The following is an 11534-nucleotide window of genomic DNA, read 5'->3' as shown; positions in this document are numbered from 1 at the left end:
ACGCCGCCGGGCGATACTTCGCCCATGGCCATGGACGACACCGATCGCAAACTGATTTCACTGTTGCGCAAGGATGCGCGCATGACTGCCGCGGCGCTGGCTGCGAAGCTTGGCGTCTCGCGCGGCACCGTTGCTAACCGCTTGCGCAAGCTCGAAGACGAGCAAGTGATCGTCGGCTATTCAGTGCGCCTCAGGCCCGACGCCGAGCCCGCCACCATCAAGGCCTGGATGAGTGTGGTGGTCGAAGGTAACCAGACCCGCGCCGTCATCGCCGCGCTGCTCGGAGAGCCCGCCGTCGAGGCGCTGCACGACACCAACGGGCGCTGGGATCTGCTGGCCGAGTTGCGCGCCGAGAGCATGGCTGAGCTGTCGAATGTGCTGGAACGGGTGCGGCTGATCAAGGGGATCCGCAACACCGAGACGAGCATCCTTCTGGCAACCTACCGCTGAGGCCGAGCAGCAGAGCGCGGCCCAGCAGGGCTGGACCGGCTGCGGGTTGAGGTGGCCTACGGTGCGTCTATTCGATCGTCGCGCCAGATGCTTCGACGATGCCCTTCCACTTAACGTAGTCCTCGTTCACCATCTTCGAAATTTGCTGCGACGACATCGGCAGCGGCTCGGCGCCTTGCCCCTGCAGAACAGCCTTCATTTCGGGCGTGGCGAGCAGTTCGTCGACCCTGCGGTTGATCAGGCCGACCACGCTTTGCGGCGTGCGCAGTGATGGCATCTTCATATGCAACGCTCTTCGTTGTAGGGCCAGGCGTACCCGGCCGTAGGACCGAGGCGGCTTTGCACCGCACTTCCCGCAGATGTGAACTTTGCACTCCCCGCGAATGTCGTCCGCCGTGCCCAATGGCTTCAAACCAACTGGAGCTTGAACATGAGCAAGACGCTCGATCTGATTGTTGAAGAGACGATTCCCGGACATTTTTTCTGGACGCTGGTGCGGCGCGCACCGGCCAAAGAGACTCCCTTTGTCGTCGACTTTGCCATGGGCCCGTTGCCCAGCAAGAAGGCCGCCATCGCTGCCGGCAATGCCGCGATGCAAAGAGCCAGCGCTGCCAGCGGAGCCGGTCAGTCCGCATGGAGCGGAAACTACGCGGAGACTGTTCCCGCGAATCTTTAGATGCTGCCTTTGGACTCGCGAGAGCTTTTGCGCGCAGGCTTCTTCTGAACCGCGTCGCGCTGCGCACTCGCACTCGCACTCGACACCGCAGCAACGGCATTCGCATCGTCGAGCCACAACAACGCGTCGACATGCGACATGAAGTGGCTGAGGTAACCCGGCGAAAGATCGCGCATCGACTTGAGTGCCTGGTGCACCAGATGGTGCGAGTTGAGGGGACCTGGATTGTCCGGCACCGTCGCGTGAGATTGGGACAAATGGCGCTCGGCGCTGAGCTTCGACCATGTGCTTCTGAAGTACTTGAGCGCGCGCGTCATCGAGCCCTCGATGGCGCCATCGTCACCGTTCGCCCTCGGTGCGAGTTGACCGGCCAGTTCTGCAAGCGCGCTGCGAACCGCGGAACCTGTACCCGGGGCGCCCGGCAGGCCGGGCAGTTCGCCTGCAACATCGCTTTTTGCCTGCGCCGCATCTCTGGCAAGGCTCGCTCTTTCGACGTCCTCGCAGTAAGCAGACAACAGTTGCGCCAGCCTGTCGTCGAGGATGCGGCGCGCTGCCCCTTGCTGCAGCAAAGCTCGCCGCGCAAGCACCTCGATGAACCCGAAGCGCACGGGGTCAATACGGTGATCGCCACGCGCGCGCAACGCGTCGAGCGTGGCGCCGTGGTCCACGCCGGCATCGCTCGCGACGACGCCCTTACTCACGGACCTTTGCAGTGCCAGTGGCTGCATTGTTGGCACCAGAAGGCCGCGGTGTCGGCGCCATCTCGACGCGCCGATTTTTTGAGCGTCCATCCGCATCGGCGTTCGATGCCACGGCCTGCTCGGCGCCGAAAGCCGCGGCAAAGACCGACGCTGCCGGAAGACCTTCTTCGATCAGCGTGCGGGTCACCGTCAATGCCCGTTGCGCCGACAGCTCCCAGTTGTCGGCGAACTGTCGATTGCCGCCGCGCACCTGCCGGTCGTCGGTGAAGCCGCTCACCATCAGGATTTCGTCGCGTGACTGCAGGTAGGCCGCCAGCGGTGTGGTCAGGCTCTTCAGCAGTTGCCGGCCTTCGGGTTGCAGCTCAGCCGAGTTGAGCGCGAACAGCACATTGCCGCTGATGCCGATGCGCCCGTTGTTGAGCGTCACGCGGCCCGCAGCCAAGGGCCCGGCCAGCGCCTTTTCCAAGGTCTCGCGGCGCTGTGACTCGGCTTGCCGCTGCTTGACCTCGGCTTCGAGCTTGGTCGCGAGTTCCAGTTGCATGCCAAGCACGCACACCAGGATGAGCACGAAGGCGCCGAGCAGTCCCGACATCAGGTCGCCGAAGACCGCCCATATCGGCACGCTCGATTCGAGCCCGCCGTCGCTGTCTTCGGAAAGTTCGTTCATCACGCTTCGCTGCCCACGAGCGAGCGCTGATCTGCGAGCCGCTGCAGGTCTTCGACGATCTGCCTTTGCGACAGCATGCTGAGGTCGATGACCTCCCTGGCCTGCGCCACGTAGTAGGCAAGTTGTTCATCGCTGCGCACCATCGATTTGCCGAGCGCGCCTTCGATGCGTTGCAGTTGGGCACCCAGCTTGTCGTTCGACTGGCTGAAGAGCTGCACAGCGTGACCGAAGGCTTCGCCCAGGCTCGCCACTTCGACCGCGCTGCCGGTGAGTTGCGCGCTGACGCCCGCCATCTTTTCGGATTCGGCGTCGACCTTGGCGGTGAACTGCGTGCCGGCACGCGCCAGCAAATCCGCCGACGTTGTAACCAGCGCATCGATGGCCGCGCGCTGTTCGGTGGAGGCGTGGTTGACGCTGTCGAGCACGGTCGAGAGTGTGCCGAGGATGCGGGCGCGCTCCTCGAGCAGCGCGTTGTCGCCGACCATGCTGTCCGACAGCTTCTGCCTGAGTTCGGCAATGACCTCGGCCGCGGCACGCGGCGCTTCGGAGGCGGCCTGCACGAGTTGCGCGACCTCCGCGATGGTGTTCTTCGCATGTGCTTCGGTCTGGGCCGACAGGTCGCTCGCGGTGCGCTCCAGCGTCTTCACGATCTCTTGCTGCAAGCTGGCGGCCTGCGTGCCGGTCTGCTGCCATTCGTGCTGCAGCGACCCGGCGATCGAGCCCAGTGCTTCGGTCCACGACGCCAGACGTTGCTGGTCTTGCGATGCGATCTTGTTCTGCAAATCTCCATGCGCTTCGCCCAATGAATGCACGAGCGATGTCGCACGCTGCTCGAATATTTCTGCGAACCGATCGAGCGAGGTGCCCAGGTCTTCGGCCAACGATTCGCTCGTACGCCGGTGTTCGACCAGCGCGGTGTTCCAGAGACTGCTTATGTTCGCCGTGCTGGCCTCGAAGCGGGTCGACAGACCGTCGAGTTGCTGCTGCGCTGCATGCGCGACGTGGGTGTGCAGAGCGGCCGTCTCTTTGGCGATGCTGGCCATCGTGGCCTCGACCACAGGTTGAATCGTCGCGCCGGCGATGCGGGCGCTTTCGGTCAGGCTTTCTTTCAGCGATTCGCCGACGGCCGACGCCAAGCTCGCGTAAGCGGACTCGGCCTGCCCATGAAAACTGTCTTGCCCAGCGACGAGCTTCTCGTTCAGCGCCTGACTCTGCTTTTCCATCGCGGCCATCATGGATTGCAGACGGTCGGCCAGTTCCGGCATGACCTCGGCCTGGCGTTGAAGCAGCTTGAACGATTCTTCGCGCCGGTGCGCACTCGAAAAGACACGCAAGGTCGTCGCGATCTTGGTGTCGAGCAACTGCGCAACCTGCAGCCGGTCGCGTCGGCACAGAGCGGAAACCAGGCCCAGCATGGCCGATGCCGCGACACCCGCGAGCGATGTTCCGAAAGCCAGGCCCAGTCCCTTGACCGGCGCAGCCAGCGACGAGCGGATCGACAGCAGGTCCGATGCGCTTTCGAGTGCGGTGCCGGTGCCGTTCAGCGTGACGACCATGCCCAGGAAAGTACCGAGCATGCCGAGCAGCACCAGCAGGCCTGCGAGGTACGGCGTCAGCGTCGGGCCAGGCAGGCCAACGCGCTCGCCTTCGATGCGCAGACGCACCGAGTTCTGCAACGAAGCGGGAAGCTGGCCGAGCCATGCGGCAAGGCCAGCCGGCGCTTCGGATGTGCCCGTCACCGCGCGTGCCAGCGTGGACGTCGCCTGATCGAAGCGGTACAGCTCCAGCCCGCCCATCACATAGAACCCGCCGATGATCAGCGTCATCACCAGCGCCAGCGGGCTCACGCCGATGTAGCCGATGCCGACCCAGCAGATGGCTGCCAAGCCGAGGAAAAACGCTGTGAAGTGAAGTGATCTGCTCATGGCATCCCGTTATGTCTCTCGAAGGGCTTCGAGCAGCCCTTCGACTGGTTGCAATCGAATCTCCAGCTCGGCGAGCAACACGCTTTGCATGTCCTTGACGAATGCGTCTCGCCACGCTTCAGGCTCGCCATGCGCCAGGCGCTTGAAATACTTCTCGAGCAAGCCCGGCACCGTCGCCAGCAAACGTTGCTCGTGCACGGCCAGCGCCCGCTCCATCACCGCATCCAGCGCGGCGAGCTGCACCATGGCCGGTGATTTGCTCGCCAACGCCACGCGCACGCGCCTGCGCAGGCCGGCGATATTCGTCTCCATAGCCTGTTGTCGGGCAATGTAGCGCCTGCGATAAGGCGCGAAGTCGGTGGTCGTGCCCGTTGCCGCGTTGCGGGAAGGCGCGAGGTCTCCGTTGATCGCGGTGACCAGCACGGCCCGCACGCGTGCGCATTCGGCTTCTTCGGTGCTCGATGCCGCGAGGGGATTGCGCAGGCGCAACGGTGCATTCGACACCTCGCCGTTCAACACCGAAGAGAGCGTGATCGCGTCGGTCCAGCCGAGCCACTGACTCAATCGATCTGCGAAAGACCGTTTGGAGTCGGCGACGTCGATGTCCGTCAGTCGGGCGAGGAGGCGAACGAGTGTCGACCCGCTGAAGCCTGCACGCCGGGGCACTTGCACCATACCGTCCAGAGCGAAAAACCACGCAGTCTACACGGGGCAAACAGGGGAAAAGGCGACGGAAAAGGTGTAGGGAAACCGGGACCTTAGGCCGTCGGCACCGTGCCTTCGCCGATCAATGGTTATCGCGCGGTACTCCGAAGGTCGCATGGATCTTCTGGTACTTAACAGCCGGCTTCAGCACCATGCCTTCGGACAGCTCGCCGACGATGTTGCGTTGGATCTCCTGCCAAGGCGTCTGGCTCGCCGGGTACTTGTAGCCGCCGGCCGCTTCGAGCGCGGCGCGGCGCCTGGCGATTTCTTCGTCGCTCACCAGCATGTTCGCGGTGCGCTTTTTCAGGTCGATGCGCACGCGGTCGCCGGTCTTCAGCAATGCCAGGTTGCCTCCGGTCGCAGCTTCGGGCGAGGCGTTGAGGATCGACGGTGAACCGGACGTGCCCGACTGCCGGCCATCGCCGATACAGGCCAGCGCGGTCACGCCCTTCTTCAGCAGGTAGTCGGGTGCGCGCATGTTGACGACCTCGGCCGCGCCGGGGTAGCCGACCGGGCCGACACCGCGCATGAACAACACGGTGTGCTCGTTCAGCTTCATCTTCGGATCGTCGATGCGGTGGTGGTAGTCCTCCGGGCCATCGAACACCGCAGCCAGCCCTTCGAACGCCATCGGGTCAGCGGCGTTTTCAAGGTAGCGCGTGCGGAATTCCGGTGTGATCACGCTGGTCTTCATGATGGCCGAGTCGAACAGGTTGCCCCTGAAATGCAGGAAACCAGCGTCCTTTTTCATGGGCTTGGCATACGGGAAGATCACGTCGCGGTCGTCGGTGAAACGGCCTTCGCAGTTCTCTACGATGGTCTTGCCGTTGGCCGTCATCGCGGGCTTGATCTTGCCCTTCGCAATGAGCTCGGCCACCACGGCAGGCACGCCGCCAGCGCGGTAATAGTCTTCGCCCAGGTATTCGCCGGCTGGCTGCAGGTTGACCAGCAGCGGCACCTTGTAGCCGATCTTTTCCCAGTCGTCGTTGTCCAGCTTCACGCCGATGTGCTTGGCGATGGCGTTGAGGTGAATCGGCGCGTTGGTCGATCCGCCGATGGCCGAGTTGACGACGATGGCGTTTTCGAAGGCTTCGCGCGTCAGGATGTCCGATGGCTTCAGGTCCTCGCGCACCATTTCGACGATGCGCTTGCCGGTCAGGTAGGCCATCTCCTGCCGGTCGCGGTAGGGCGCCGGAATCGCCGCGCTGCCGGGCAAGGTCATGCCCAGTGCCTCGGCCAGCGAGTTCATCGTCGATGCCGTGCCCATCGTGTTGCAGTGACCAGTCGATGGGGCCGACGACGCGACCAGCTTCAGGAACTCCTGGTAGCCGATCTCACCGGCGGCCATCAGCTCCCGCGCTTTCCAGACGATGGTGCCGGAGCCGGTGCGCTCGCCCTTGTACCAGCCGTTCAGCATCGGGCCGGAATTGAGTGCGATGGCCGGAATGTCGACTGTGGCGGCAGCCATCAGCTGCGCCGGTGTCGTCTTGTCGCAGCCGGTGGTAAGTACGCAACCATCGATAGGGTAGCCGTAGAGCACCTCGATGAGCGAGAGGTATTGCAGGTTGCGGTCGAGCGATGCGGTCGGGCGCTTGCAGGTTTCCTGGATCGGATGGATCGGAAACTCGAACGCGATGCCGCCCGCGTCGCGGATGCCTTCGCGCACGCGCTCGGCCAGCACGATGTGGTGGCGGTTGCACGGTGCGATGTCAGAGCCAGTCTGGGCGATGCCGATGATCGGCCGGCCCGACTGCAGCTCGTCGAAGCTCAGGCCGAAGTTCATCGTGCGCTCGATGTAGAGCGCCGTCATGTCGGCGTTGTCGGGGTTGTCGAACCACGATTGCGAGCGCAGGCGCTGCGGGCTGGTGCGCGGCTTCTTGGGCGTGCTCTTGGGGTTGCTCTTTGGGTCGCTTTTGGGCGTGGAGGCTTTCGTCATCGTTTCATCCCCTTGAGGGTTTCTTGTGCGGTCGGCAAGGCGGAGCAGTCATCGATGTACTGCTGAATCATTTCTGAAAAATTTTCGTGCGGCAGCAAGCCGAGGCCGGCAGCGCGCGCAGCGGTTGCGCCGCTCGGCCAGTTGGCCACGATGCCGGCAACGCGCTCGTCGCGCTCGAAGCGCACCAGCGCGCGCACCGACTTGCCGGCCACCTGTTCGAGCGCTTCGAGCATGTCGCTCACGCGCACGTTGAGCGCGGGCAAATTGAGTGCGAGCCGGCCGCAGAAAGCTTCGCGCGAGGCTTCGTACACGGCGATCAGCCCGTCGACCGTGCGCGACGGCGACGACATCGGATGCGACACGTCGGGCGACACCGGACAGATCGACTCGACGCCCGCCAGCGGCTCGCGAATGATGCCGCTGAAGAACGACGATGCCGCCCCGTTCGGCTTGCCAGGGCGTACCGTAACCGTCATCAGGCGCGCCGCGCGGCCGTCGATGTAACCCTTGCGCGTGTAGTCAGCGATGAGGTGTTCGCAGATCAGCTTTTGCACGCCGTAGGACGTTTGCGGCGCTGGCAGCGTGTCGTCGGCGACCACCTTGGGAAAGGTGATCGCCGGGTCGGGTCCGAACACCGCGACCGAACTGGAGAACACCACGCGCGCCATCTTGCCGCCGTCGTTCACATTGGCGCGCAAGGCATCGAGCAAGGCGCGCGTGCTGTCGAGGTTGGAGCGCAGGCCGAGGTCGAAGTCGGCTTCGCATTCGCCCGACACGGCCGAGGCCAGATGAAACACGCCGTCGAAGGACTCGGTACGCAGCGCATCGGTTTGCGTCAGAAGCGGGCCGGTGCGCGCCTCGACCCGAGGATCGGCAAGCAGGTCGGCTGGCGGCGGTGCGATGTCGGTCAGCACGAGCTTGTCGATACTCTGTCCGGCCAAGGTGCCGCGTCGCAGCAGGGTGCGCGCCAGTCGCGCGCCGAGGAAGCCGCCGCCTCCGGTGATCAGCAATTTCATGGGGTCTCCTTTTGAATGGTTCGTCTCGTCTTGATTTGACGTACTGGGGTCTGACGTGTCGAGACACGCGCCGCGGCACGGCGGCGCTGTCCGGTGATGACGCCGCCTTCGACCAGCCGCTCTTCGCCGCGGATGATGTGTTGCGTCGCGTAGTGCCGCGCGGCGGTGGCGTCGCGACTGGCGATGGCCTCGACCAATGCCCGATGCTCGTGCTGCACCGCCTGCATGAAGTCGATGCGCCGCGCCTCGTTGCCGCGCGTAATGCGCATGCCTTCGCGCAGGTACTGCTCCAGAAAGCCGAGCAGCAGGCGGAACTGCGGATTGCCGGTCGATTCGCCGATGACCCGATGGAACGCGAGGTCTTCGGCAACGCCGTCGTGGCCGGCCGAGACCGCCGTGTCGATCGCCTTGAGTGCACGACGCAAGGCCGCGATCTGGGGGCGCGTGGCGCGTTCGGCGGCCAGTGCAGCGATCTCGCCTTCGAGCACGCGACGGACCTCGACCACATGCACGACAGCCTGAACCGACTCGAGCACCGCCGGGTCGAACACCAGCGGCCGGTTGACCGGCGTTTGCGCCACGTACACGCCCGAGCCCTGCCGCGAAATGACCAGCGCCTTTGACTTGAGCTGGTGCACTGCCTCTCGCACGACGGTGCGCGAGACGCCGTGCGACTCGGCCAGTTGCTGCTCGGTCGGCAGGCGGTCACCGGGCTGCCACGCGCCCGACTCGATCTGCGAAATCAGGCGCAGCGCGAGCCTGTCCGACAGCCGGTCGGCCACCAGATGGAAGGGCTTTGAAGAGGGAGATGCCTGTGCGGCAGCAGCGGAATGAAGCACGGTTATCAGGTCATCATACAAATTTTCGGGGGTTTTCTCCTACCGGTTTGCCCTGATAGCGATAGACGGCTGCAATGTCGATACTCCGCTGGCTGCAATGCGGAGTCTCCGCATTCTTTAAGTTTGTTCGAGAATTTTTGAGGATTCCATCTGCATGGCCAGCGTCACGATCCAGGGTGTCAAGAAGAACTTCGGTGATGTCCCGATCCTGCACGGCGTCGACATCGACATCAAGGACGGTTCCTTTACCGTGCTGGTCGGCCCTTCGGGCTGCGGCAAGTCGACGTTGCTGCGCATGATCGCGGGGTTGGAGCAAATCAACGGCGGCGAAATTCGCATCGGCGAAAAGCGCGTCAACGACTTGCCACCTAAGGAGCGTGACATCGCGATGGTGTTCCAGAACTACGCGCTGTATCCGCACATGACGGTGCGCGACAACATGGCGTTCTCGCTCGCGCTGGCCAAGGCCGACAAGTCGATCATCGAGTCGAAGGTCAAGCGCGCCGCCGAAATTCTGGCGCTGATTCCGTTGCTTGACCGCTATCCGCGACAACTGTCTGGTGGTCAGCGGCAACGCGTGGCGATGGGTCGCGCCATCGTGCGCGACCCTCAGGTCTTTTTGTTCGACGAACCGCTTTCCAACCTCGATGCCAAGCTGCGCGTCGCGATGCGCAGCGAGATCAAGGAGCTGCATCAGCGCCTGAAGACGACGTCGATCTATGTCACGCACGACCAGATCGAAGCGATGACGATGGGCGACAAGATCGTGGTGATGCGCGATGGCCGCATCGAGCAGACCGGTAGTCCGCTCGAGCTGTATGACCGGCCAGCGAATCAGTTCGTCGCCGGCTTCATCGGGTCGCCGTCGATGAACTTCCTGCCCGGCACGCTGCGCCGTAATTCCGGTGCAGCGCATGTCGAACTGCATGACGGCACGCGGCTCGATGCGCCGTTGCAGGCGGGCGGTGCCGATGGCCAACCTGTCGTCTACGGCACACGGCCCGAGCACCTGTTGCTGGCCGACGCGGGTGGCATCCCTGCGAAGGTCGTGGTGTTGGAGCCCACCGGCATGGACACCTTCGTGTCGTGCCGGCATGAAGGCGCCGAGCTGTCGGCCGTGTTCCGCGAGCGCCACGACTTCGTGCCCGGCACCACGATCCATCTGCAGCCCGACCTGCAGCGCGCACACCTTTTCGATGCAGGCACCGGCGAACGGCTGGTGGCCTGAGTTATCTGTTGACCCCGTTCACACCTAGGAGACATGAATGAGTGACTTCAACCGCCGCAAGTTTCTGGAAAGCTCTGCCGGCGTCGCCGCAGTAGCCACACTCGGCACCGGCACTGCGCTGTTTTCTTCGTCGGCGCAAGCGCAGACGATGACCTTCAAACCCGAAAAAGGCGCCAAGCTGCGCGTTTTGCGCTGGAGCCGTTTCGTGCAGGGCGATATCGACGCCTACATGGCCAACGTCAAGAAATTCACCGAGGTCACGGGTGTCGAGGTGCGCGTCGACAACGAGGGCTGGGAAGACGTGCGTCCCAAGGCGGCAGTGGCGGCCAACACCGGTGCCGGCCCCGACATCATTCTGTCGACCAACGACGATGCCAACCTGTACCCCGACAAGCTGCTCGACGTGACCGACTTGGCCGAATACCTCGGCAAGAAGTACGGCGGCTGGTATCCGGCCGGCGAGGCCTTCATGCGGCCCGACGGCAAGAAGTGGCTGGGCTTGCCGCTCGGCGCTTCGGGCTCGCTCATCGTGTATCGCGAGAGCATGGTCAAGGCAGCCGGGTTCGACACCTTCCCGAAGAACACCGACGACTTTCTGAAACTGTTCAAGGCGCTGAAAGAAAAGGGCACGCCCGGTGGCATGGCGCTCGGCAATGCGACCGGCGACAGCGTATGGACCAACTGGCTGGTCTGGGCATTCGGCGGCAAGTTGGTCGACAAGACCAACAAGGTCGTGATCGACAGCCCGGAGACCATCAAGGCACTGGAGTACAGCAAGGAGCTCTACGCCAACTTCATTCCTGGCACCTTGTCGTGGCTCGACCCGAACAACAACAAGGCTTTTCTCGATGGCCAGATCAGCGTGACCAACAACGGCATCTCGATCTACTACGCCGCCAAGAATTCGCCGGACCCCAAGGTCAAGGAGATGGCCGCCGACATCAACCACGCGGTGTTCCCGATCGGCCCGGTCGGCGTGCCCACCGAGTCGCATCTGTTCTTCAACCAGATGATCATGAAGTACACGAAATTTCCGCAGGCATCTAAGGAGTTCCTGCGATTCATGATGGAAAAAGAACAGTTCGATCCGTGGCTTCAAGGTGGCGGCGGGTATGTCGCGCAGCCCTTGCGCGCTTACGAAGCGAACACGATCTGGAGCTCGGATCCGAAGAACACGCCGTACCGCGATTCGGTGAAGAACCTGCGTCCTGCGGGCTACGACGGCAAGCTGGGTTACGCCTCGGCTGGTGCGGCAGCGGACTTCATCATTCCGAACATGGTGGCTGAAGCCGCCAGCGGCGCCAAGACGCCGAAGGAAGCCGCCGAGCGCGCACAGAAGCGCGCCGAGCGTTACTACAAGCTTTAACCACAAGCTTTACCAGCTCAGAGAA

12 protein-coding genes are annotated in these 11534 nt (G+C 63.7%); 4 read left to right on the top strand and 8 right to left on the bottom strand.

Annotated elements, in window-relative coordinates:
• Window positions 1–30: 30 nt before the first annotated feature.
• Window positions 31–450 carry an Lrp/AsnC family transcriptional regulator gene (locus QN413_RS15130; RefSeq protein WP_323497447.1) on the top strand — a complete coding sequence of 140 codons (420 nt, stop codon included), beginning with the start codon at window positions 31–33 and terminating at the stop codon, window positions 448–450.
• Window positions 451–517: 67 nt separating this feature from the next.
• Here QN413_RS15130 and QN413_RS15125 read toward each other — a convergent pair whose 3' ends face one another.
• Complete coding sequence (locus tag QN413_RS15125; RefSeq protein ID WP_323497398.1) at window positions 518–733, bottom strand: hypothetical protein; 216 nt, start codon at window positions 731–733, stop codon at window positions 518–520.
• 147 nt (window positions 734–880) lie between these two features.
• Here QN413_RS15125 and QN413_RS15120 point away from each other — a divergent pair, with 147 nt between their 5' ends.
• Window positions 881–1126, top strand: a complete 246-nt coding sequence (locus QN413_RS15120; RefSeq protein ID WP_323497397.1) for a hypothetical protein — start codon at window positions 881–883, stop codon at window positions 1124–1126.
• Here the strand turns inward: QN413_RS15120 and QN413_RS15115 are convergent.
• The 7 genes from QN413_RS15115 to QN413_RS15085 form a co-directional block, all read right to left on the bottom strand.
• A complete protein-coding gene (locus QN413_RS15115) occupies window positions 1123–1827 on the bottom strand; it encodes a DUF2894 domain-containing protein (protein WP_323497396.1) in 705 nt (234 codons plus the stop codon). The two genes, QN413_RS15120 and QN413_RS15115, sit on opposite strands and share 4 nt — an antisense overlap.
• On the bottom strand, window positions 1820–2494 hold the full coding sequence (locus QN413_RS15110; protein ID WP_323497395.1) for an OmpA family protein: 675 nt from the start codon (window positions 2492–2494) through the stop codon (window positions 1820–1822). Before QN413_RS15110 ends, QN413_RS15115 begins: the two co-directional genes overlap by 8 nt.
• Window positions 2494–4419, bottom strand: a complete 1926-nt coding sequence (locus QN413_RS15105; RefSeq protein WP_323497394.1) for a DUF802 domain-containing protein — start codon at window positions 4417–4419, stop codon at window positions 2494–2496. Before QN413_RS15105 ends, QN413_RS15110 begins: the two co-directional genes overlap by 1 nt.
• Window positions 4420–4428: 9 nt before the next feature.
• Complete coding sequence (locus QN413_RS15100) at window positions 4429–5094, bottom strand: DUF3348 domain-containing protein (RefSeq protein ID WP_323497393.1); 666 nt, start codon at window positions 5092–5094, stop codon at window positions 4429–4431.
• Window positions 5095–5206: 112 nt separating this feature from the next.
• Window positions 5207–7060 carry an IlvD/Edd family dehydratase gene (locus QN413_RS15095; protein ID WP_323497392.1) on the bottom strand — a complete coding sequence of 618 codons (1854 nt, stop codon included), beginning with the start codon at window positions 7058–7060 and terminating at the stop codon, window positions 5207–5209.
• Window positions 7057–8076, bottom strand: a complete 1020-nt coding sequence (denD, locus tag QN413_RS15090; RefSeq protein WP_323497391.1) for a D-erythronate dehydrogenase — start codon at window positions 8074–8076, stop codon at window positions 7057–7059. The genes QN413_RS15095 and denD overlap by 4 nt, the downstream gene beginning before the upstream one ends.
• Window positions 8073–8915 (bottom strand): FadR/GntR family transcriptional regulator, encoded by an 843-nt coding sequence (locus tag QN413_RS15085; RefSeq protein WP_323497390.1) that lies wholly within the window; start codon window positions 8913–8915, stop codon window positions 8073–8075. The genes denD and QN413_RS15085 overlap by 4 nt, the downstream gene beginning before the upstream one ends.
• Before the next feature lie 154 nt (window positions 8916–9069).
• Between QN413_RS15085 and QN413_RS15080 the strand changes: the two genes are divergently transcribed.
• Together QN413_RS15080 and QN413_RS15075 are read left to right on the top strand one after the other, a co-directional pair.
• Window positions 9070–10143, top strand: coding sequence for a sn-glycerol-3-phosphate ABC transporter ATP-binding protein UgpC (locus QN413_RS15080; protein ID WP_323497389.1), 1074 nt, complete (start codon window positions 9070–9072; stop codon window positions 10141–10143).
• A 37-nt stretch (window positions 10144–10180) separates the two neighbouring features.
• Window positions 10181–11509 carry an ABC transporter substrate-binding protein gene (locus tag QN413_RS15075; RefSeq protein ID WP_323497388.1) on the top strand — a complete coding sequence of 443 codons (1329 nt, stop codon included), beginning with the start codon at window positions 10181–10183 and terminating at the stop codon, window positions 11507–11509.
• Window positions 11510–11534 lie beyond the last annotated feature (25 nt).

Origin of the sequence: Variovorax sp. LG9.2, assembly GCF_035018885.1 — a bacterium.
Classification (GTDB): Bacteria; Pseudomonadota; Gammaproteobacteria; order Burkholderiales; family Burkholderiaceae_C; genus Variovorax.
Note: the sequence above shows the minus strand (reverse complement) of the source record. Positions and strands in the feature narration are given on the sequence as shown.

Excerpts from the sequence above, each read along its gene's own strand:
- QN413_RS15130 (WP_323497447.1), top strand. The coding sequence starts at position 31 with ATGGACGACACCGATCGCAAACTGATTTCACTGTTGCGCAAGGATGCG.
- QN413_RS15125 (WP_323497398.1), bottom strand. The coding sequence starts at position 733 with ATGAAGATGCCATCACTGCGCACGCCGCAAAGCGTGGTCGGCCTGATC.
- QN413_RS15120 (WP_323497397.1), top strand. The coding sequence starts at position 881 with ATGAGCAAGACGCTCGATCTGATTGTTGAAGAGACGATTCCCGGACAT.
- QN413_RS15110 (WP_323497395.1), bottom strand. The coding sequence starts at position 2,494 with ATGAACGAACTTTCCGAAGACAGCGACGGCGGGCTCGAATCGAGCGTG.
- QN413_RS15105 (WP_323497394.1), bottom strand. The coding sequence starts at position 4,419 with ATGAGCAGATCACTTCACTTCACAGCGTTTTTCCTCGGCTTGGCAGCC.
- QN413_RS15100 (WP_323497393.1), bottom strand. The coding sequence starts at position 5,094 with ATGGTGCAAGTGCCCCGGCGTGCAGGCTTCAGCGGGTCGACACTCGTT.
- QN413_RS15095 (WP_323497392.1), bottom strand. The coding sequence starts at position 7,060 with ATGACGAAAGCCTCCACGCCCAAAAGCGACCCAAAGAGCAACCCCAAG.
- denD (WP_323497391.1), bottom strand. The coding sequence starts at position 8,076 with ATGAAATTGCTGATCACCGGAGGCGGCGGCTTCCTCGGCGCGCGACTG.
- QN413_RS15080 (WP_323497389.1), top strand. The coding sequence starts at position 9,070 with ATGGCCAGCGTCACGATCCAGGGTGTCAAGAAGAACTTCGGTGATGTC.
- QN413_RS15075 (WP_323497388.1), top strand. The coding sequence starts at position 10,181 with ATGAGTGACTTCAACCGCCGCAAGTTTCTGGAAAGCTCTGCCGGCGTC.